Source organism: Streptomyces coerulescens, from assembly GCF_042657965.1.
In the GTDB taxonomy this organism is placed as follows: domain Bacteria; phylum Actinomycetota; class Actinomycetes; order Streptomycetales; family Streptomycetaceae; genus Streptomyces; species Streptomyces coerulescens.
The window spans coordinates 58,222-79,223 of sequence record NZ_JBHSKM010000007.1; the positions used below are offsets into that span (position 1 = coordinate 58,222).

At 71.5% G+C, this 21,002-nt stretch carries 16 protein-coding genes; 10 read left to right on the plus strand and 6 right to left on the minus strand.

Annotation, left to right across the window (positions count from 1 at the left end; translation table 11 throughout):
- Positions 1–2 precede the first annotated feature (2 nt).
- Positions 3–2,087 carry a YhgE/Pip family protein gene (locus tag ACFPQ9_RS12225; protein ID WP_380851230.1) on the minus strand — a complete coding sequence of 695 codons (2,085 nt, stop codon included), beginning with the start codon at positions 2,085–2,087 and terminating at the stop codon, positions 3–5.
- Entirely contained in the window at positions 2,059–2,883 is an 825-nt protein-coding gene (locus ACFPQ9_RS12230; protein ID WP_380851233.1) for an ATP-binding cassette domain-containing protein, read from the minus strand. The genes ACFPQ9_RS12225 and ACFPQ9_RS12230 overlap by 29 nt, the downstream gene beginning before the upstream one ends.
- 168 nt (positions 2,884–3,051) lie before the next feature.
- On the opposite strand from ACFPQ9_RS12230, the gene ACFPQ9_RS12235 reads away from it, so the two are divergent.
- From ACFPQ9_RS12235 to ACFPQ9_RS12245, 3 genes are all read left to right on the plus strand, one after another.
- Complete coding sequence (locus tag ACFPQ9_RS12235) at positions 3,052–3,630, plus strand: SAV_6107 family HEPN domain-containing protein (RefSeq protein ID WP_380851236.1); 579 nt, start codon at positions 3,052–3,054, stop codon at positions 3,628–3,630.
- A 591-nt stretch (positions 3,631–4,221) separates the two neighbouring features.
- Positions 4,222–5,049, plus strand: coding sequence for a class I SAM-dependent methyltransferase (locus ACFPQ9_RS12240; RefSeq protein ID WP_380851239.1), 828 nt, complete (start codon positions 4,222–4,224; stop codon positions 5,047–5,049).
- A gap of 292 nt (positions 5,050–5,341) precedes the next feature.
- On the plus strand, positions 5,342–5,734 hold the full coding sequence (locus ACFPQ9_RS12245; protein ID WP_380851242.1) for a DUF3040 domain-containing protein: 393 nt from the start codon (positions 5,342–5,344) through the stop codon (positions 5,732–5,734).
- Positions 5,735–5,832: 98 nt separating this feature from the next.
- Here the strand turns inward: ACFPQ9_RS12245 and ACFPQ9_RS12250 are convergent, their stop codons facing one another.
- The 4 genes from ACFPQ9_RS12250 to ACFPQ9_RS12265 form a co-directional block, all read right to left on the minus strand.
- On the minus strand, positions 5,833–8,217 hold the full coding sequence (locus ACFPQ9_RS12250) for a transglutaminase TgpA family protein (RefSeq protein ID WP_380851245.1): 2,385 nt from the start codon (positions 8,215–8,217) through the stop codon (positions 5,833–5,835).
- Positions 8,214–9,575, minus strand: coding sequence for a DUF58 domain-containing protein (locus ACFPQ9_RS12255; protein WP_380851248.1), 1,362 nt, complete (start codon positions 9,573–9,575; stop codon positions 8,214–8,216). Before ACFPQ9_RS12255 ends, ACFPQ9_RS12250 begins: the two co-directional genes overlap by 4 nt.
- The gene (locus ACFPQ9_RS12260) at positions 9,572–10,615 is read right to left on the minus strand and encodes an AAA family ATPase (protein WP_380852359.1); all 1,044 of its coding nucleotides are present in this window, start codon (positions 10,613–10,615) and stop codon (positions 9,572–9,574) included. The genes ACFPQ9_RS12255 and ACFPQ9_RS12260 overlap by 4 nt, the downstream gene beginning before the upstream one ends.
- Before the next feature lie 245 nt (positions 10,616–10,860).
- Positions 10,861–11,409, minus strand: a complete 549-nt coding sequence (locus tag ACFPQ9_RS12265; RefSeq protein ID WP_380851251.1) for a beta-class carbonic anhydrase — start codon at positions 11,407–11,409, stop codon at positions 10,861–10,863.
- Positions 11,410–11,816: 407 nt separating this feature from the next.
- Here ACFPQ9_RS12265 and rsmH point away from each other — a divergent pair, with 407 nt between their 5' ends.
- From rsmH to murD, 7 genes are all read left to right on the plus strand, one after another.
- Positions 11,817–12,773: a 16S rRNA (cytosine(1402)-N(4))-methyltransferase RsmH gene (gene rsmH, locus ACFPQ9_RS12270; RefSeq protein WP_380851254.1), complete on the plus strand. Its 957-nt coding sequence runs from the start codon at positions 11,817–11,819 to the stop codon at positions 12,771–12,773.
- A gap of 78 nt (positions 12,774–12,851) precedes the next feature.
- The gene (gene ftsL, locus ACFPQ9_RS12275; protein ID WP_380851257.1) at positions 12,852–13,415 is read left to right on the plus strand and encodes a cell division protein FtsL; all 564 of its coding nucleotides are present in this window, start codon (positions 12,852–12,854) and stop codon (positions 13,413–13,415) included.
- A gap of 5 nt (positions 13,416–13,420) precedes the next feature.
- The gene (locus tag ACFPQ9_RS12280; RefSeq protein WP_380851260.1) at positions 13,421–15,382 is read left to right on the plus strand and encodes a peptidoglycan D,D-transpeptidase FtsI family protein; all 1,962 of its coding nucleotides are present in this window, start codon (positions 13,421–13,423) and stop codon (positions 15,380–15,382) included.
- A gap of 171 nt (positions 15,383–15,553) precedes the next feature.
- Positions 15,554–17,083: a UDP-N-acetylmuramoyl-L-alanyl-D-glutamate--2,6-diaminopimelate ligase gene (locus tag ACFPQ9_RS12285; protein ID WP_380851263.1), complete on the plus strand. Its 1,530-nt coding sequence runs from the start codon at positions 15,554–15,556 to the stop codon at positions 17,081–17,083.
- A gap of 4 nt (positions 17,084–17,087) precedes the next feature.
- A complete protein-coding gene (locus ACFPQ9_RS12290; RefSeq protein ID WP_380851266.1) occupies positions 17,088–18,494 on the plus strand; it encodes a UDP-N-acetylmuramoyl-tripeptide--D-alanyl-D-alanine ligase in 1,407 nt (468 codons plus the stop codon).
- The gene (gene mraY / locus ACFPQ9_RS12295; protein WP_380851269.1) at positions 18,491–19,564 is read left to right on the plus strand and encodes a phospho-N-acetylmuramoyl-pentapeptide-transferase; all 1,074 of its coding nucleotides are present in this window, start codon (positions 18,491–18,493) and stop codon (positions 19,562–19,564) included. The genes ACFPQ9_RS12290 and mraY overlap by 4 nt, the downstream gene beginning before the upstream one ends.
- A complete protein-coding gene (gene murD, locus ACFPQ9_RS12300; RefSeq protein WP_380851272.1) occupies positions 19,546–20,976 on the plus strand; it encodes a UDP-N-acetylmuramoyl-L-alanine--D-glutamate ligase in 1,431 nt (476 codons plus the stop codon). Before mraY ends, murD begins: the two co-directional genes overlap by 19 nt.
- The last annotated feature ends 26 nt before the right edge of the window (positions 20,977–21,002 follow it).

A 21,002-nucleotide genomic window follows, 5' to 3' on the forward strand; every position in this document is an offset into this window, starting at 1 on the left:
GCTCACAGGCTCAGCTCCGGGTGCAGCCGGTCGAGCGTCCACACCTGGCGGCGCCGGGCCGACAGCGCGGTCAGCGCGAGGGCGCCCGCGGTGAAGGCGACGAGCACCACGCACGCGTGCCACACCGGTCCCAGACCGCCGCCCGTGATGAGCCTCCTGAGGGCCTCCACGACGTAGCTCATCGGCAGGAAGGGATGGAGCGCGTTGAAGAAGCCCGGGCTGGTCTGGACGGGGTAGGTGCCGCCCGCGGACGTCAACTGGAGCATCAGGAAGGCCAGGACGAGGATCCGGCCGGCCGCCCCGAAGCGTGCGTTCAGCCACTGCACGATCGCCGCGAAGCACGCCGTCACCAGGAACAGGAAGCCCACCGTGCCCGCCGCGCGCGCCATCTGGAGCCCGACGGCCCAGTGCAGCACCGACATCAGGGCCACCGTCTGGAGCACCCCGATCGCCACCACGGGCAGCCATCCGGCCAGCGCGATCCGCCAGGCCGGGGCGCCCGCGGCGAGCGCACGCCGGTTCATCGGCGCGATCAGCATGTACGCCACCATCGCGCCCACCCATAGGGACAGCGGGATGAAGTACGGGGCGAACCCGGTGCCGTAGTTGGGTGCCTTGTGCAGGTCGTTGGAGAGCAGCTGGACCGGGTCGGCCATGACCTCGGTGCGCTGGTCGCGGTCCTTCTTGTCGTAGTCGGGGATCTGCTTCGCGCCGTCGTGCAGGCCGTCCGAGAGCTTCCCGGAGCCGTCGACGAGCTTGTAGATGCCGCCGTTGAGGTCGTACGCACCGGTCTTCAACTCGCCCACGCCGGTGTCCAGATCGGCCGCGCCGCCCTTGGCGTCGCCGAGCCCGGAGTGCAGCTTCTCGGCGCCCGCGGCGACCTTCGCGGCGCCCTGGTTGAGCTTGTTGATCCGCCCGACGGCGTCGTCGAGGTCCTCGGAGAGGCGGGGCGCGCGGTCGGCGAGGCCCTGGGCCTGCTTCTGGAGGGTGGCGAGGTGCTTGTCGAGCTTCTTCAGATCGCCGTCCTGGTCGGCGATCAGCGTGTTGAGGTCGTCGGCGATCAGCGCCACGTCGGCGGCGGACTGCTTGGCCTTCTTCAGGTCGGAGCAGGCCGGGTCGGGCAGTACGGGGTCCTCGCAGCGCGCCTTGTGGATGAGGGTCAGCGCGTCGGAAGCCGTGTGCGCGCCCTTGGCGGCGGCCGGAGCGCGCTCCACGAGGTCGTCGAGGTTGTTGCGGATCGCCCCCGAGGCGTCCGCGACCAGCTGGGCGGTGTCGCCGATGGTCTTCTCGTTGTCCTTCAGGAACGGGCCGATCTTCTTGTCGATCCCGTTGACCTTGTCGGCCAGCGTCTGCGTGCCCTCAGCGACCCGCCGGGAGCCGTCCTCCAGGTCGCCCGCGCCCTTGTTGAGCTTCTTCAGGCCGGTGGACAGCTTGCCGCTGCCGTCCTTGGCGTCCTTCAGCCCGTCGGCGAGGTCCTTGGAGCCCTTCTCGGCCTTGCCGATGCCGCCTTCGAGCCGGTCGGCGCCGTGCGCCGCGTCGACCGTCGCTCCGTGGATGTCGGAGAACGACACGAAGATCCGGTCCAGGAACGACCGCGACGCCTTCGTGGACGCCGCCTCGCGCACCTCGCTGAAGACCGTCCGCGAGATCTGCCCGACGATGTAGTTGTTCGCGTCGTTCGTCCGTACCTGAAGGGCGCCCGTCTCCGGCGCGTCGCCCGCGCTGGAGGCGATCCGCTCACTGAAGTCGGACGGCATCGTCAACGACAGGTAGTAAGTGCCGTCCTCGACGCCCTTCTCGGCCTCGGCCGCATTCACCTCGCGCCAGTCGAAGACGTCGCTCTCGCGCAGCCCCTTGGTGATGTCGTCGCCGGCCGTCAGCTTCTTCTCCCCGACGACCGCCCCCTTGTCGTCGTTCACGAGCGCCACGGGGATCTTGTCGAGCCGGCCGTACGGGTCCCAGAACGACCACAGGTACAGGGCTCCGTAGAGCAGGGGCAGCACCAGTAGCGCGACCAGTGCGGCACGCGGCAGCTTCCCCCGGCCGAAGCGCCTCAGCTCAAGCGCGGCCAGCCTCGGCGAGCGCATCGGCGGCCTCCTTTCCGTCGGATTCCTGCGCGTCTTCCTGTACGTCTTCCTGCGCGTCCTGGGAGGCCGGTGCCTCGTCCGGCGCGTCGGTGGGCTCGGTCGGCCCGGTCGAGACCCTGACCGTGCCTTCGGGTGCCTCGCTGCACACCGCGACGACCGTGGTCCCGTTCTCGGCGACCGACTTCAACAGCGCCCAGATATCGGCCCGTTCGGTGTCCGAGAGCTTGAGGTCGGTGTCGTCGACACCGAGGAGCTGCGGACGCCCGATCAGGGCCAGCGCGAGCGACAGCCGCAGCGCCTCCGGACGCTCCAGATCGCGTACGGCCGTGCGGGAGCCCTTGGGCAGGGACGCGCGGTCGAGCCCCGCCGCCTTCAGCGCGGCGTCGATCCGGAGTTGTTCCTCCGACCTGCGCTCGGCCCGCGGGCGCAGCAGCCCGCGCAGCGAGTCGCCGAACCGCCGCTGGAGCAGCGCCCGTTCGTGGAGGTGCTCGCAGACGGTCAGGGCCGGGTCCAGGTCGGTCACACCCGGAACGTGGGCCACGGCACTGACGCGCCGCACCGCCGCCATGCGTTTGGGCAGCGCCGTCCCGCCCACGGTCGCGCTTCCCTCGGTGGGCTTCATCCGCCCGGTGAGCGCCAGCAACAGGCACGTACGGCCGGTGCCAGACGGCCCCTCGATCGTGATCAGCGAGCCCGGCTCGGCCTCGAACGAGACCCCGCGGAACGCCCATCCGCGGGGCCCCTTGAGCCCGAGCCCCAGGGCCGTGACGCCGACTCCGGCCACGGTTCCCCCCATCCCTGCCCCCTCCAGATTTGAACTGACTGGTCAGTGCAAAAACTAGTCCGAACTCGCGATCGAAGCAAAGCCGCAGGTCAGAACGGATTGTCAGTGCCATACCTCACGATGGGCACATACGGCATCCCGTATCGGGCATGCCGTCACACAGACGACAGGAGGTTCGTCATGGCCAGCTACCACGCAGCCGCCGCCCGCCGGCGCCGCGCCACCGGCCCTGCCCCCTCACTGACCGGCCCGGCGAGCGACGTGCACCCCGTGCTCCGCCGGGCCACGGCCCCGCCCGCAGCCCTCGACCTGCTCGCCCAGGCCCGTGCCGGACTGGACGAGGCCGCCGTTCTGGAAACACCGAACGAGCGGTACGCGACTGCCCACCTCGCCGCCCTGCGCACCGCCGCCGCCGTGCTGGCCGCGCGCGGGCGCCCGGAGCCCACATCCAGGCGCCGGGCCCGCATCCGGAGCGCTTGGGAAGTGCTCCCCGAGATCGTGCCCGAACTCACCGAGTGGAGCGCCCTGTTCGCCTCGGGCGCCAGGCGTCGCGCCCGGGCCGAGGCCGGCATCCAGGGCGCGGCCAGCCGCCGGGACGCCGACGACCTGATACGCGACGTGGCGATGTTCCTGCGCCTCGTCGAGCGGATGCTGGTGCTCCAGCCGGTCCTGCCCCAGCCGCGCACGGACACGGACGCGAGCACCGAGGATCCGGGCACGCCGCACCGGGGGAGGGACGAGATGCCGGACGCTGGGTGAGAGGGGCCGGGCCGTCCGGCGGGCCGCCGGGAGAACCGGGCCGTCCGGCGGGGCGCCGGGAGAACCGGGCCGTCCGGCGGGGCGCCGGGGCAACCGGGCCGTCCGGCGGGGCGCCGGGACAACCGGCCAACTCGGCGTGCGGAGTGCGACCGGGGCGCCCGGCCTGCGGGGTGCGACCGTGCGGGCCGCGGGCCGTGCGGGCTGCTACCCGGCGGGCTTCTCGGCGTGCGGGAGATGACCGGGCCGCCCGGCGTACCGGGGACATGATCGACGCACGCGTTCCGCAGCGCGGACCGGTTCTCGTGCCCCAGGCACACGCACGCGTTCTGCAGCGCGGACCGGTCCTCGCGTCCCAGGCACGGCGGAGGGGCGTCCGTCCGGCACATGACCCCCGGTCACCGCGCTGCCCGGTGCCGCGTGTCCGTCGTGCGAGACGGACGGTGTCGCGAGGCACCGCGATGGCCGGGTGGGGCGTCGTAGGCAATAGGGTGGAGGGCGCCTGAAGCCTTCCCGCCCCCGACCCGGGCCGGTGGAGGCAGCCCGCTCGCTCCGCCGTGCCGACGGCGGTGCCCCGCCGAGGAGTCAATCGCCGTGTCGGACCCGATGCGCCCGCCCGTCTCCCACCAGCACCCCCAGACGGCGTCGCTGCGCTCCGACCCCTCCCGCCCCCGCGCCTCCCTGCGTACCGCCGTGGTCTGGGAGGTCCTCCAGGACGCCCTGGACCGCCGGGTGAAGGCCACGGGGCGCCAGGCGCTGGACGTCCTCGACACCGGCGGCGGCAGCGGCAACTTCGCCGTGCCCCTGGCCCGCCTCGGACACCGCGTCACCGTGGTCGACCCCAGCCCGAACGCGCTCTTCGCCCTGGAGCGGCGCGCCGCCGAGGCCGAGGTCGCCGACCGGGTGAAGGGCGTGCAGGGAGACGCCCACGGCCTGTTCGACGTGGCCGAGCGCGGCGGCTACGACGTCGTCCTGTGCCACGGCGTCCTGGAGTACGTCGACGACCCCGCCGAGGGCATCCGCAACGCGGTGGCGGCCCTGCGCTCCGAGGGCGTCCTCAGCCTGCTCGCCGCCGGTCTGGGCGGTGCCGTGCTGGCGCGCGCCCTCGCCGGGCACTTCAAGGAGGCCAAGCAGGCCCTCCAGGACCCGGACGGCCGCTGGGGCCAGGGTGACCCCATGCCGCGCCGTTTCACCGCCCAGCAGCTCACCGGGCTCGTCGAGGGGGCCGGGCTCAGGGTCGGTGCCGTGCACGGTGTGCGGGTCTTCGCCGACCTGGTTCCCGGGGTGCTGGTGGACACCGAGCCCGGGGCGCTCGAGGCGCTGCTGAAGCTGGAGGAGGCGGCCGCCGAGCTGTCCGCCTTCCACTCGGTGGCCACCCAGCTCCATGTGCTGGGCGAGACGACGGAGACCTCGGAGACCTGAGCCGTCCCCTGCGCCCGGACCGCCAGGGTGCGCCTTGATCAGGGACTTGGCTGCACATGGAGTACGCCACAGGCCCCCCGATCGAGCGCGCGGCGCCGTATGATCGAGGGAGACCGTTCCGGCATGACGGGTCGGCCGCTGGGGAATGAAGATCTCAGCGAGCCGGGACGCCCATGCCGGAGCCCGGTTGGCCAATTGGCGTAGAGGGGCGGGTTTCACGGGGGCGATTCCCTGCCTATCCTGAAGGGACCCCCCGGGTCGCCCCCGGCGACTGCACGATGAGGAGGACTCCGTGCCGCTCTCGGAGCACGAGCAGCGAATGCTCGAGCAAATGGAGCGAGCGCTGTACGCCGAAGATCCCAAGTTCGCGACAGCGCTTGAGGGAAGCGGGCTGCGTACGTACACCCGGCGACGGGTCTACCAGGCGGTCGCGGGCTTCCTCGTAGGTATCGCGCTCCTCATGGCTGGAATGGTCGCCAAGCAGGTGTGGCTCAGCGTGGTGGGCTTCCTCGTCATGCTGGGCTGTGCGGTACTCGCGGTGACCGGCTGGCGCAAGGCCCCCAAGCCGGGCGAACAGCCCTCCGGCGGCCAGCAGGCCCGCCGTCAGCCACGTCAGAAGCGTTCCCTGATGGACCGCATCGAACAGCGCTGGCAGCGCCGCCGTGACGAACAGGGCGGCCATTAATTCGAAGAGCTCCCGGACAGCTCCACGACATACGTCAGGGGGGTGACCACCGACCGGTGGTCACCCCCCTGACGTATGTCCCGGCCAGGCCGCCGCCGTCACCCCTGCTGCCCAGGCGTCGACGGCCTCCGCAGCGTCGGCCGGGCCGCTGCCGCGCGGCGCTTGACCGCGATCCACCAGTCCGACACCGCCCAGGCCACGCGCACGCCGGAGCGGGGGAGCAGCAGGGCGCGCACGTTGGTCGTCCAGCCGACCCTGGACCGGAGGTCGGAGCGCACCCGCCGGACGTCCTCGGCGAGGCCCGCCGTCGCGTGGGGAACCGGGGCGTAGAGGACCTGTTCCACCGCGTCCGCCACCCGGTGGACCGAGGCCGCGGCCGGCGGATCGAGACGGCCGAGGCGCACGATGCGGGCGGCCGTCTTGCGGGGCGTCTGGGAGTCGTCCGGCGGAATGCCGAAGTCCCAGGCGGTGTCCGTCAGTTCCTGCCACACCGACAAGGTGTGCACAGGGATGTCCGCCTCGGCGCGTCCATGTGCTCCCAGCCGTACCGATCTCATCCGCAGTCGCCACAGCATCGGTGCCGACGGGATCAGCAGCGCCACCGCGCCGCCGAGCGCCCAGGCCAGCAGGACGTACCACTTGGGGCCGTCACCGCCGACGGCCACCGCGGCCTCCGGCGACTCGCTCGCGCACAGCTCCGGGTTCTGCCCCGCGCAGCTCTCGCTGGTCGAGGGAGTGGCGGACGGGCCCGTGCTCGTCGACTGCGAGGGCCGCGCCACGTCCGGGAGCGTGGAGCCGGGCGCCTCCGCCTGGGTGTACGACGGTACCGAGCCACGGGTCGGCGTCGGCTCGAAGCGGGTCCAGCCCACACCCTCGAAGTACAGCTCGGGCCAGGCGTGCGCGTCCCTCAGCCCCACCGAGACGGAGTTGTCGCCCTGCGGGGTACCGGGGGCGAAGCCCACCGCGACCCGGGCCGGAATGTCCAGCGAGCGGGCCATGGCCGCCATCGCGAACGAGAAGTGGACGCAGAAGCCTTCCTTGTCCCGCAGGAAGCGGGCTATGGCCCCGGGGCCGCTGCCGACCTTCACATTCGTGTCGTACTGGAAGCCGCCCGTGATGGAGAAGTACTCCTGGAGCTTGACCGCCTGCTCGTACTGGCTGGTCGCGCCCTCGGTGACCTGGCGCGCGGTCCGGCCGACCACCCCGGGCAGCGATTCCGGCAGCTTGGTGAACTCGCGCTTCAGCGCGGCCGGCGGCTCCGGCGCGCCCGCGAGCTGGTCCGCCGTCGGCTGCACGTCGAGGCTGCGCACGGTGTACGTCGCCCCGCGCGTGGTCTGGCGGCGGTCGCCCACGACCGTCATGCCCAGCGGTTCGTACCGCCAGTTGCCGCTGATGTCCACGCTGCTCGGCGGGTACGGCATCGGCAGCCAGTTCTGGGCGTACCAGTCCGCCGCCGAGACGGTCGTCTCCACCTCGGCGCGCTTGACGTCCGCGCCCAGGCCGAAGGGCGTGGGGAACTTGTCCGGCACGGCCTCGATGCTGCGCTTGGACGGCTGCCAGGTGGTGCCGTCGAAGTCGTCCAGGGACACGATCCGCAGGTAGAGGTTGGACAGGTCGGCCGTATTGGTCTTCAGGGAGAGGACCTCGCGGTCCTCGTCCACGTTCAGACTGTCGCGCAGCGACACCAGTGGGTTCACCGCGGATATCGTGCCGCCGCCCCCACGGCCGGCGCCCACGCCCGTGCCCGCGGCGTCCAGCAGGCCGCCGTTCATCGAGGGCAGCGCCAGCGGCACCGCCAGGGCGATGCCCAGCGCGACCACGCCGATGCGCCGGCCGGTGCGGACCGGCGCCACCGCGCCGCTCGGCTCCCCGCCCGGGGTCCGCGGCGCCCCGCCGAAGACCCGGCCCCACTGCGAGAGCCGGTCGCGGCCCTCGGCCAGGAGCAGCATCAGATAGCCCATGGCGGCGACCAGGAACCACAGCCAGTCCGCGCCGCCGTCGGACAGCCCGGCGGCCACGGAGTACAGCGCCAGCAGGGGCAGCCCGGCCGGCGCGGCGCTGCGGAACGTCACCGCGAGGGTGTCCACCGCGAGTCCGATGATCAGGACGCCGCCGATGAGCATCAGCCGGATGCCGTCGGACAGCGGCGCCGGGATCGAGTACCGGCTGACGTCGTCCGCGCCGGACTGCAGCAGGTCGGCGAAGTGTGCGAACGCCTCCGGCCCCGGGATCACTCCGGCGATCGCCTGCTGGTTGGCGAAGGTCAGGGTCAGCAGCATCAGCGCGGCCAGGGCCTGCGCGGCCACCGTCACCGGCCGGGCCAGCGGGACCCGCCGGGTCGCCATGCCCACGCCCGTCTGGATGGCGAGCAGGAAGATCGCCTGCATCAGCCAGGTGACCGGCGAGACCAGCGGCAGCAGGGCGCACGAGGCCATCAGCGTGGCCGCAGCGGCGCACAGCGCCATCCGTGTCCGCCCGCTCATGCCGCTCCCCCCTCGCCCAGCGCGGCGGCGTCCGTACGCGCTCGGTCCGCCTGGCGCCACAGCTCGTTCAGCGAGGCGCCCCGCGGCACGCTCAGGGCCGTCCAGCCCGCCTCCCGCAGCATCCGCAACCGCTCCTCGCCCCTGTCCAACGCGCCGGGCACATCGGTGGGTTCCCGTCCCCAGGTCGCGCTGTCCAGCACGAACGCCACCGCGCCCCCGCTGCGCTGCCGCATCTTGGCGGCCACCGTCGCCTGCTCCTCGTCCAGGTCGCCGAAGAAGGCGACCAGCAGGCCCTCGTTGCCGCCGCGCAGCACGTCGTACGCCCGCGACAGACCCGTGCCGTCGGAGTGGTCGATCACCGCCAGAGTGTCCATCATCAGCCCCGCCGCGTCCGCCGACTCCTGACTCGCGCCAGCGAACCCGTCGGCTCCCTCACCGGGCACCGAACTGCCGGTGTCGGTCAGCAGCCGGACGGAGAAACCCCGCTCCAGCATGTGGACCAGCACGGACGCCGCGCCCGACACGGCCCACTCGAAGGCCGAGTCGGGTCCCGCGCCCTGGAAGGCCGGGTCCCGGGTGTCAAGGAGCACCGTGCAGCGGGCGCGCTGCGGCTGCTCCTCGCGGCGCACCATCAGCTCGCCGTAGCGGGCGGTGGAGCGCCAGTGGACGCGGCGCAGGTCGTCGCCGTAGCGGTAACCGCGCGGGATCACGTCGTCCTCGCCGGCCAGGGCCAGCGAGCGCTGCCGGCCGTCGCCGTACCCCTTGGCCTCCCCGCTGAAGCGCACCGGCGGCAGCGGCTCCACGCGCGGGATGACGGTGAGGGTGTCGTACGTCGAGAAGGAGCGGGTCAGTTCGCACATGCCGAACGGGTCGCTCAGGCGCAGCTGCAACGGGCCCAGCGGATAGCGGCCGCGCAGGTCGGAGCGCACTCGGTAGGACACCTCGCGGCGGCCGCCCGGCTCGACCCGGTCCAGCACGAAGCGGGGGCGCGGGCCGAGGACGTAGGGCACCCGGTCCTGGAGCATGAGCAGGCCGGTGGGCAGCCGGGAGACGTTGTCCATCCGCAGGTGCACCCGGGCCTCGCTGCCGGCGGGCACGCGCGCGGGGGAGAGCCTGCGGCTGCCCGAGACCCGGTAGCGGGTGCGGTAGAGCACCGTCGCGCAGACCAGCGGGAGCACCGAGAGCAGCAGTCCGACGCGCAGCAGGTCGCTCTGGCCGAGGACGTAGGCGCAGACGGCGGCCGCGATGCCGGCGGCCAGGAAGGAGCGCCCGCGTGTGGTCAGACCGGCCAGTGCCGTGCGGATCCCGCCCTTGTCGTCGCGCTCCGCCTCGGCCTGGCCCGTACTGCCGGAGGTCATCCGAGCCTCCGCGGCGGCTGCTGGCCGTACGGCTGAGTGCCGCGGCCCAGACCGCCGTAGCCGTGCTGCTGCTGTTGCGCGGCGGGCACCGGGGTGCGCTGGAGGATCTCCTGTACGACCTGCTCGGACGTGCGCCGGTTGAGCTGGGCCTGTGCGGTGGGCAGCAGGCGGTGGGCCAGGACGGCCACGGCGAGGGCCTGTACGTCGTCCGGCAGGGCGTACTCCCGGCCGCTGAGGGCCGCGGACGCCTTCGCGGCGCGCAGCAGGTGCAGCGTCGCGCGCGGGGAGGCGCCGAGTCTGAGGTCGGGGTGGTTGCGGGTGGCCGCGACCAGGTCGACCGCGTAGCGGCGGACCGGCTCGGCGACGTGCACCCCGCGCACCGCGTCGATCAGCTTCACGATGTCGTGCGCGTGGGCCACCGGCTGCATGTCCTCCAGCGGCGAGACGCCGCCGTGCACGTCCAGCATCTGCAGCTCGGCCTCCACGCTGGGGTAGCCGACCGAGACGCGGGCCATGAAGCGGTCGCGCTGGGCCTCGGGCAGCGGGTAGGTGCCCTCCATCTCGACCGGGTTCTGCGTGGCCACCACCATGAAGGGGCTCGGCAGCTCGTAGGTCTGGCCGTCGATCGTGACCTGGCGCTCCTCCATGGACTCCAGAAGCGCGGACTGCGTCTTGGGCGAGGCGCGGTTGATCTCGTCGCCGATCACGATCTGGGCGAAGATCGCGCCGGGCTTGAACTCGAAGTCCTTGCGCTGCTGGTCCCAGATCGACACACCGGTGATGTCCGACGGCAGCAGGTCCGGCGTGAACTGGATGCGTCGCACCGAACAGTCGATGGACCGTGCCAGCGTCTTCGCCAGCATGGTCTTGCCCACGCCGGGAACATCCTCGATCAGAAGATGTCCCTCGGCGAGCAGTACGGTCAGCGAAAGCCGTACGACCTCGGGCTTGCCCTCGATCACTCCCTCCACCGCGTCGCGGACTCGCTCCACAGTGGCGGTCAGATCAGTGAGGCTCGCTCGATCGTCATAGGTCGTCACCCGGCCCTCCTCGGCCCGTTCTTTCCGGGCCGACGCGATGCGCGGACCGGCCCACCCCTGGAACACGGACACCACGCGAGAAGTGTTCCGCGTGTTGCCACACCCGCATTCTTGCTGCCGTTACCGATTCGTGTCACTCGCCTGTGGACAACTGCCTGCGTTATGTCGGGTCTTACGCCGTTTTGGGCACGCCCGAGCGCAAATTGACAGCGGAACGACAGGTGTCACGGAATGCGCTGTGCCGGTTACGCGGGGTCGATCTCGCGCAGCAGACCCGTCTTCACGTCGAAGACGAAGCCCCGCACCTCGTCGGTGTGCAGCAGGAACGGCGAGGTGCGCACGCGCTGCATCGACTGCCGTACGTCCTGGTCGACGTCGCGGAACGCCTCCACCGCCCAGGCGGGACGCTGGCCCACTTCCAGCTCCAGCTCGTTGCGGAAGTCCTCGGTGATGCTCTCCAGACCGCAGCCCGTGTGGTGGATCAGGACGATGCTGCGGGTGCCGAGCTTGCGCTGGCTGATCGTGAGCGAACGGATCACGTCGTCCGTGACCACACCGCCCGCATTACGGATGGTGTGACAGTCGCCGAGCTCCAGGCCCAGCGCGTCGTGCAGGTCGAGGCGGGCGTCCATGCAGGCCACGACGGCGACGTGCAGGACAGGGCGGGCGTCCATCCCAGGGTCGGTGAAGGCGGCGGCGTACTGCTCGTTCGCCTCGACGAGACGGTCGGTGACCGTGCCGCGGCGGGCTATCGCGCCCTGGGAACCTGCGGGAACCGATGCAGAAGTCGTCATACCCATGACGTTACTGGTCACGTCCGGAGTGGGCTTGTTGTGAGGGGGGACAAAGAACGTCATCGAGGCTTGTTGTGAGCTAACCCACAAGGGTGGCGTGAGTGCCCCCATACGAGCCATTTTCCCGCCGGTACGACTTCCGCGGAATCCGAAGCGGCGACGCGCAGGCCGGTTGATTGACCGCGCGACACGGTGGACTAAAGTGACGCGGAGCGGGAGGCGAGACTCCCTGCTGGACTGTTTTTCCCGGAGACACCGGCGATTTTTTCCGGAGATCTCCCCGCGTGCGCGGCGCGTACGTACGGCTCGGCCTCCTCCCGCTCCCGGTCGGCTGACGCTTCCGGCGCCGGCAGGCCTCCCCGGGGACCCGGCGGTGCGTATGGCCCCGCCGGATCTGAGAGGGCCCCTTGAGTTCCAGTCGACATGTCCCGGTGATGCTCCAGCGGTGCCTGGACCTGTTGGCTCCCGCCCTGCAGCGCCCGGGAGCGGTCGTCGTCGACTGCACGCTCGGGCTCGGCGGACACAGCGAGGCCCTGCTGACGCAGTTCCCCGAGGCCCGGCTCGTCGCCCTCGACCGTGACAAGGAGGCCCTGCGCCTGTCCGGAGAGCGGCTGGCACCGTACGGCGAGCGCGCCACCCTGGTGCACGCCGTCTACGACGAGCTCCCGGACGTACTGGCCAGGCTCGGCCTCGCGCGCGTGCAGGGCGTCCTGTTCGACCTCGGCGTCTCCTCCATGCAGCTCGACGAGGCCGACCGCGGCTTCGCCTACGCCCAGGACGCCCCCCTCGACATGCGTATGGACCAGACGACCGGCATCAGCGCCGCCGAGGTCCTCAACACCTACCCGCCCGGCGAGCTCGTCCGGATCCTGCGCGCCTACGGCGAGGAGAAGCAGGCCAAGCGGATCGTGGCAGCCGTCGTGCGCGAGCGCGCCAAGGAGCCGTTCAGTAACAGCGCCCGGCTCGTGGAGCTGATCCGGGACGCGCTGCCGCAGGCCGCCAAGCGCACCGGAGGCAACCCGGCCAAGCGCACCTTCCAGGCGCTGCGCATCGAGGTCAACGGCGAGCTCTCCGTCCTGGAGCGGGCGATCCCGGGCGCCGTGGAAGCCCTCGCCGTCGGTGGGCGGATCGCCGTCCTGTCGTACCACTCGCTGGAGGACCGGCTGGTCAAGCAGGTGTTCGCGGCCGGTGCCGCCAACACCGCCCCGCCCGGGCTGCCCGTCGTCCCCGAGCAGTACCAGCCCCGGCTCAAGCTGCTGACGCGCGGTGCCGAACTTCCCACCGATGAAGAGATCGCCGAGAACCGGCGCGCGGCACCCGCGCGCCTGCGCGGGGCCGAGCGCATCAGGGAGTCCATCGGATGAAGGCCGTGAGGCAGGGGCGGGAGTCCGGCTCCACGATGCGAACCCATCGGTTGGAAAACCGGACCCGGGGGAGGGCCAGTGAGTAGGAAACCCGAACTGAGGGGGCGGGCCGCCCGGCTCGCGCGACTCCTGCCCCCGGGCGCCGGGCAGGCCGCCCGTGCCCCCTTCGTCCTCCTGGTCGTCCTTCTCCTCGGCGGCGGCCTCATCGGCCTTCTCGTCCTGAACTCCGCCCTCAGTGAGGGCGCCTTCCAGAAGGACGACCTCCAGAAGGAGATGAAGGCCCTCACCGACGAGGAGCAGTCCCTGCAACGGGACATCGACGCCTACTCCGCCCCCGACGCCCTCCAGCGCCGGGCCCGCGAACTCGGCATGGTCCCCGGCGGCGACCCCGCCTTCCTCAACCCGGACGGCACCGTCAAGGGCGTCCCCAGCGCCGCGCCCGCCGGGCAGACCGCCGCCCGCGGCCCCCTCGCTCTCGCCCCGGAAGCCATCCCCGGCTCGCCCGCCACGCCCTCCGCGACGACACCGGCCGCGCCCGGGGCCGGCCAGGTCACGCCGCAGACCGTGCCCGAGTACACGGTCCCCCTCCAGCAGTCCGCACCCTCCGCCCAGTCCTCCACGTACCCGACCCCCGGCAGGTGACGGAAGTGTCCGACAGGGAACCGCCGCGCCGCCGGGTGCCCGGACCCGCGAAGCCCGCCCGCTCCGGCGGCGCCCAGCGGCGCCCGGGCCCCGGCGCCCGCCCGGCCCGCCGCCCGGCACGCCCACGTCCCGGGGCGCCCGCCGCCATCCGGCTCGGCAGCCCCCGCCCCCGACTGCGCATGGTCAGCCTGGCCCTGACGCTCGTGCTGATCGCCTTCGTCGTACGACTGCTCCAGGTGCAGGGCGTCGACGCGAGCACCTATGCCGCCAAGGCGCAGAAGAACCGCTACGTCGGCTACACCTTGGCCGCCGAACGCGGCGGCATCACCGACCGCAACGGCGTGGCGCTGGCGACCAGCGTGGACGCGTACGACATCACGGCCGACCCCACGCTCTTCTCCCGCGAGCAGCTGAAGATCGACGACGGCCCGGAGCAGGCGGCCGCCCTGCTCGCCCCGATCCTCGGCCAGGACCAGGAGAAGATCGTCAACAAGCTCCGGCCCGCGAACAAGAACCTGCGCTACACCCTGCTGGCCAGCCGTCAGACCCCCCAGGTCTGGAAGCAGATCAAGGACCTGAAGAGCGCGCTGGCCACCAAGGCCGAGACCGACAAGACCGCGGTCAACGTCCTCGCGGGTGTCCTGTCCGTCGCCAGCAGCAAGCGCGTGTACCCGAACGGCGATCTCGCCGCCGGGATACTGGGCTGGGTCAGCGCCGACGGCAAGGGCGGCGGCGGTATCGAGCAGCAGCTGAACAAGGCGCTGTCCGGCAAGGACGGCGAGATCCGCTACGCCCAGTCCGGTGGCCGTCAGGTCCCCACCGTGGGCTCCACCGAGACGCCCGCCGTGCCCGGCAGCGACGTCGAGCTCACCATCGACCGCGACATCCAGTGGGCCGCGCAGAACGCGATCACCAAGCAGGTGCAGGAGTCCAGAGCGGACCGTGGCTATGTGATCGTCCAGGACACCCGCACCGGCGAGATCCTCGCCATGGCCAACTCGCCCGGCTTCGACCCGAACGACCTCTCCGAGGCCTCCAGCGCGAACATGGGCAACGCCGCCCTCCAGGACGCCTACGAGCCCGGCTCCACCGCGAAGGTCATGTCGATGGCCGCCGTACTGGAGGAGGAGGCGGCCACGCCCGGCACGCATGTCATCGTGCCCAACCGGCTGCACCGCGGCGACCGGCTCTTCAAGGACGACATCGACCACGACACCTGGTACCTCACGCTCAACGGCGTGCTCGCCAAGTCCAGCAACATCGGCACCATCCTCGCCACCGGCCAGCTCGGCAAGACCCAGCGGCAGTCCAACAAGGTCCTCTACGACTACCTGCGCAAGTTCGGCCTCGGCAGCTACACCGGCCTCGGCTTCCCCGGCGAGACCCCCGGCATCCTGGCCGCCCCCGACAAGTGGTCGACTTCGCAGCAGTACACGATTCCTTTCGGCCAGGGGCTGTCCCTCAACGCGATGCAGGCGGCGTCGATCTACTCGACGATCGCCAACGGCGGCGTACGCATCGAACCCACGCTGGTGCGCGGCACCGAGGGACCCGACGGACAGTTCACCGAGGCGGCGAAGCCCAAGAAGACCCGGGTCGTGAGCGCGAAGACGGCGAGGACCCTCGCCCAGATGCTGGAGTCGGTCGTGGACGACCGGGAGGGCACCGGCACCAAGGCGCGCATCCCCGGCTACCGGGTCGCGGGCAAGACGGGTACGGCGAACCGTGTGGATCCGGCCACCGGAAAGTACCGCGGCTACACGTCGTCGTTCGCCGGCTTCGCGCCGGCCGACAACCCCCGGGTCACGGTCTACTGCGCCATCCAGAACGCCACCCAGGGCAACTACTTCGGCGGCCAGATCTGCGGCCCCATCTACAAGCAGGTGATGGAGTTCGCGCTGAAGACCCTCCAGGTCCCGCCGACCGGGGCCAAGGCAGCCAAGCTCCCGGTCGCCTACAAACCCTGACCCCCTGATCAGCACCGAGCAGCCAGGAACCACCTCGTGACGACGATCACCCCCGACTCCGGGAACCAGGGCGCATCCCGCCCCTCACTTCGCTCTGATGCCGGTGCGCCCGGTACGCTCACCGCCGTGCCACACGCTGATCAGTCCCAAACCACCCAGAAGGGGCATCCTGTGACGTATCCGGGACCGCCCAGGCCGGCGCAGGTCTCCGCCACACCCCTCGCGGAACTTGCCGACCAGCTGGGTGTCCCCGCGCCGGAACACACGGACGGCTCCGCCGAGGTCACGGGCATCACCCATGACTCGCGAGCCGTCCGCCCCGGCGATGTGTACGCCGCACTCCCGGGTGCCCGCCTGCACGGCGCCGACTTCGTCACGCAGGCCGCGGGCCTCGGCGCGGTCGCCGTGCTCACCGACCCGACCGGCGCCGAGCGCGCCACCGAGACCGGCCTGCCGGTCCTGGTCGTCGAGGACCCGCGCGGGCGGATGGGTGAACTGGCGGCCACGATCTACGGCCGACCCGGCCGCGATCTGCTCCAGATCGGCATCACCGGCACGTCCGGCAAGACCACCACCGCCTATCTCGTCGAGGGCGGCCTGAAGACGCTCAGGTCGACCGGCCTCATCGGCACGGTCGAGATGCGCATCGGCGACGAGCGCATCAAGTCCGAGCGGACCACCCCCGAGGCCACCGACCTCCAGGCCCTGTTCGCCGTCATGCGCGAACGCGGCGTCGACGCGGTCGCCATGGAGGTCTCCAGCCACGCCCTGGTCCTCGGCCGGGTCGACGGCTGCGTCTTCGACATCGCGGTGTTCACCAACCTCAGCCCGGAACACATGGAGTTCCACTCCGACATGGAGGACTACTTCGGGGCGAAGGCGCAGCTGTTCACCCCGAAGCGCAGCAGGCTCGGCGTGGTCAACTTCGACGACGAGTACGGCCGCCGTCTCGCCGAGGAGGCCACCGTCCCGGTCGTCACCTTCTCCGCCGAGGGTCACCCCGACGCCGACTGGCGCGCCGAGGACGTCCAGGTCGGCCCGATGGACGCCACGTTCACCGTGATCGGCCCCAAGGGCGAGCGCATCGCCGCCACTTCGCCGCTGCCGGGCCCCTTCAACGTGGCGAACACCCTCGCCGCCATCGTCGCCCTGGCCGCCGCCGGCCTCGACGCGCAGACCGCCGCCGACGGCGTGGCCGCGGTGCCGGGTGTACCGGGCCGACTGGAACGGGTGGACGCCGGGCAGCCGTATCTCGCGGTCGTGGACTACGCCCACAAGACCGACGCCGTCGAGTCGGTGCTCAAGGCGCTGCGCAAGGTCACCGAGGGCAAGGTGCACGTGGTGCTCGGCTGCGGCGGGGACCGTGACAGGACCAAGCGGGAGCCGATGGGCGCCGCTGCGGCCCGGCTCGCCGACACCGCCGTACTGACATCGGACAACCCCCGCTCCGAGGACCCCCTCGCGATCCTTGCAACCATGCTCCAGGGCGCGGCGTCCGTGCCGGTACACGAGCGTGGCGAGGTCCAGGTCTTCGAGGACCGGGCCGCCGCGATCGCCGCGGCCGTCGCGCGCGCCCAGCCCGGCGACACGGTGCTGGTCGCGGGCAAGGGCCATGAGCAGGGCCAGGACATCGCCGGAGTGGTCCGTCCCTTCGACGACCGCCAGGTGCTTCGCGAAGCTATCCAGAAGACCCAGGGATGAACTTGTGATCGCCCTCTCTCTCGCCGAGATCGCAGAAGTCGTCGGCGGGCAGACCCACGACATACCGGATCCGTCGGTCCATGTCACCGGATCCGTCGTCCGGGACTCCCGTGAAGTGGAGCCCGGCAGCCTCTTCGTCGCCTTTGTCGGCGAGCGCGTGGACGGCCACGACTTCGCGGAGGCCGTCGTCGCGGCCGGAGCGGTCGCGGTCCTCGGCTCGCGGCCGGTGGGCGTGCCCGCGATCGTCGTGCCGGACGTGCAGAAGGCGCTCGGCGCCCTCGCCCGCCATGTCGTCCAGCGGCTCGGCGCGACCCTCGTGGCGCTGACCGGCTCGGCCGGCAAGACCAGCACCAAGGACCTGATCGCCCAGGTGCTCCGGAGCAAGGCACCGACCGTGTTCACACCGGGCTCGCTCAACAACGAGATCGGGCTGCCGCTGACCGCCCTCAGCGCCACCGGGGAAACGAGGTTCCTCGTCCTGGAGATGGGCGCGCGCGGCATCGGCCACATCCGCTACCTCGCCGATCTGACGCCGCCGAAGGTCGGCCTCGTGCTCAACGTCGGCACCGCCCACATCGGCGAGTTCGGTGGCCGCGAGCAGATCGCCGAGGCCAAGGGCGAGTTGGTGGAGAGCCTTCCGGAGGACGGCGCGGCGATCCTCAACGCCGACGATCCCCTCGTACGGGCCATGGCGTCCCGTACGAAGGCGAAGGTGATCCTTTTCGGAGAGTCCGGCGAAGCGGACGTACGCGCCGAGAACGTGCGACTCACGGACAGCGGTCAGCCCTCCTTCCTGCTTCACACACCCTCCGGGTGCAGCGATGTGACCATGCGCCTGTACGGTGAGCACCACGTGTCGAACGCGCTCGCCGCGGCCGCCGTCGCCCATGAGCTGGGCATGTCCGCGGAAGAGATCGCCACCGCGCTCTCCGAGGCGGGCTCCCTCTCCCGCTGGCGTATGGAGGTCACCGAGCGCCCGGACGGCGTGACCATCGTCAACGACGCCTACAACGCGAACCCCGAGTCCATGCGAGCCGCTCTGCGCGCCCTCGCGGCGATGGGCAAGGGACGCCGGACGTGGGCGGTGCTCGGCAAGATGGCCGAGCTCGGGGACGAGGCGCTCGCCGAGCACGACGCGGTCGGACGGCTCGCCGTCCGGCTCAACGTCAGCAAGCTCGTCGCGGTCGGGGGCAGGGAAGCGTCCTGGCTGCAACTGGGCGCATATAACGAGGGTTCGTGGGGTGAGGAGTCGGTGCACGTGTCCGACGCACAGGCGGCGGTCGACCTGTTGCGCAGCGAGTTGCGCCCAGGGGACGTCGTGCTCGTGAAGGCGTCCCGTTCGGTGGGTCTGGAGAGCGTCGCCGAGGCGCTGCTCACGGGCGGTGCCGAGGGTGAGGTTGCCGCCCGATGATGAATCAGATCCTGTTCTCGGGTGTCATCGGTCTGTTCCTGACCCTGGTCGGCACCCCGCTGCTGATCAAGCTGCTGGCCCGCAAGGGCTACGGCCAGTACATCCGTGACGACGGCCCGCGCGAGCACCACAGCAAGCGCGGTACGCCGACCATGGGCGGTATCGCCTTCATCCTGGCGACGATCGCCGCGTACTTCCTGTCCAAGCTGATCACCGGCAAGCCGCCGACGTTCTCCGGCGTCCTGGTGCTCGGTCTGATGGCCGGCATGGGTCTGGTCGGCTTCCTGGACGACTACATCAAGATCGTCAAGCGTCGTTCGCTGGGTCTGCGGGCCAAGGCCAAGATGGCCGGACAGCTGCTCGGCGGTATCGCCTTCGCCGTGCTCTCGCTGCAGTTCGCGGACAACCGCGGCAACACCCCGGCCTCCACGAAGCTCTCCTTCGTGCAGGACTTCGGCTGGTCCATCGGCCCGGTGCTGTTCGTCATCTGGGCGCTGTTCATGATCCTCGCCATGTCGAACGGCGTGAACCTGACGGACGGTCTGGACGGCCTGGCCACCGGCGCCTCCGTACTGGTCTTCGGTGCCTACACCTTCATCGGCGTCTGGCAGTTCCAGGAGTCCTGCGCCAACGCCCAGACGCTCGCCAACCCGGGCGCCTGTTACGAAGTGCGAGATCCACTCGACCTCGCCGTCGTCTCCTCGGCGCTGATGGGTGCCTGCCTCGGCTTCCTGTGGTGGAACACGTCGCCGGCCAAGATCTTCATGGGCGACACCGGTTCGCTGGCCCTCGGTGGCGCGCTCGCCGGTCTCGCCATCTGCTCGCGCACCGAGCTGCTGCTCGCCATCCTCGGCGGCCTGTTCGTGCTGATCACCATGTCGGTGGTCATCCAGGTCGGCTCCTTCCGCCTCACCGGCAAGCGTGTCTTCCGCATGGCGCCACTCCAGCACCACTTCGAACTCAAGGGCTGGTCAGAAGTGCTCGTAGTGGTCCGCTTCTGGATCATTCAGGGCATCTGTGTGATCGTCGGACTGGGCCTCTTCTACGCGGGATGGGCAGCGGACAAGTGACCGACTGGCAGGGGAAGAACGTCACCGTCGCCGGACTCGGTGTCTCCGGGGTCCCGGCGGCCAAGGTGCTGCACGGCCTCGGCGCGAAGGTCACCGTCGTCAACGACGGCGACGACGCACGCGCGCGTGCCCAGGCGGCCGAACTGGAGGCCCTCGGCATCGCCGTACGCCTCGGTGACGGGGCGACCCTGCCCGTAGGCACCGAACTGATCGTCACCGCGCCCGGCTGGAAGCCGGACAAGCCGCTGTTCACGGCGGCCCGTGAGGCGGGCGTCGAGATCTGGGGCGACGTCGAGCTCGCCTGGCGGCTGCGCGGCCCGGACGCCGCGCCCTGGCTCGCCGTCACCGGCACCAACGGCAAGACCACGACCGTCCAGATGCTCGCCGCGATCCTGAAGGCGGCGGGCCTGCGCACCGCCGCCGTCGGCAACATCGGCGTCTCGCTGCTGGACGCGGTGCTCGGCGAGGAGCAGTACGACGTCCTCGCCGTGGAGTTGTCCAGTTACCAGCTCCACTGGGCGCCCTCACTGCGGGCACACTCGGCTGCCGTGCTGAACCTCGCGCCCGACCATCTCGACTGGCACGGCTCCATGGAGGCGTACGCCGCCGACAAGGGCCGTATCTACGAGGGCAACCGCGTCGCCTGCGTCTACAACGTCGCCGACAAGGCCACCGAGGACCTGGTGCGCGAGGCGGACGTCGAGGAGGGCTGCCGGGCCATCGGCTTCACGCTGGGCGCCCCGGCCCCCTCCCAACTCGGCGTCGTCGACGGCATCCTCGTCGACCGTGCCTTCGTCGAGAACCGGCAGAAGAGCGCCCAGGAGCTCGCCGAGGTCTCCGACGTCAACCCGCCGGCCCCGCACAACATCGCCAACGCCCTTGCGGCGGCGGCCCTCGCCCGGGCCTTCGGGGTGCCCCCCAGGGCCGTACGGGACGGCCTGCGGGCCTTCACCCCGGACGCCCACCGCATCGCTCACGTGGCGGACGTCGCCGAGGTCTCCTACGTCGACGACTCCAAGGCCACCAACACGCACGCGGCGGAAGCCTCGTTGGCGGCGTACGAGTCCATCGTGTGGATCGCGGGCGGGCTCGCCAAGGGCGCCGTCTTCGACGAACTGGTCGCCAAGTCGGCCGGGCGGCTGCGCGCGGCGGTCCTCATCGGCGCCGATCGTGGCCTGATCCGGGAAGCCCTCGCGCGACACGCGCCGGAAGTACCCGTCGTCGACCTCGACCGGACCGACACTGGGGCGATGCTCGCGGCAGTCCAGGAGGCGCAGCGGCTCGCCCGGCCCGGCGACACGGTGCTCCTCGCCCCCGCGTGTGCCTCGATGGACATGTTCGCCAACTACAACCAGCGCGGTGACGCGTTCGCGGAAGCGGTTCGCGAACTCGGCGCGGGCGCGGGCGCCTGACGGCGGGTCTCGACCGCGCCGGCGCC

Coding starts and splice junctions, on each gene's coding strand:
- ACFPQ9_RS12255 (WP_380851248.1), bottom strand. CDS start 9,575: ATGACCTCCGGCAGTACGGGCCAGGCCGAGGCGGAGCGCGACGACAAG.
- ACFPQ9_RS12225 (WP_380851230.1), bottom strand. CDS start 2,087: ATGCGCTCGCCGAGGCTGGCCGCGCTTGAGCTGAGGCGCTTCGGCCGG.
- ACFPQ9_RS12235 (WP_380851236.1), top strand. CDS start 3,052: ATGGCCAGCTACCACGCAGCCGCCGCCCGCCGGCGCCGCGCCACCGGC.
- ACFPQ9_RS12230 (WP_380851233.1), bottom strand. CDS start 2,883: ATGGGGGGAACCGTGGCCGGAGTCGGCGTCACGGCCCTGGGGCTCGGG.
- ACFPQ9_RS12265 (WP_380851251.1), bottom strand. CDS start 11,409: ATGACGACTTCTGCATCGGTTCCCGCAGGTTCCCAGGGCGCGATAGCC.
- murD (WP_380851272.1), top strand. CDS start 19,546: ATGGGCAGCGGACAAGTGACCGACTGGCAGGGGAAGAACGTCACCGTC.
- ACFPQ9_RS12250 (WP_380851245.1), bottom strand. CDS start 8,217: ATGAGCGGGCGGACACGGATGGCGCTGTGCGCCGCTGCGGCCACGCTG.
- mraY (WP_380851269.1), top strand. CDS start 18,491: ATGATGAATCAGATCCTGTTCTCGGGTGTCATCGGTCTGTTCCTGACC.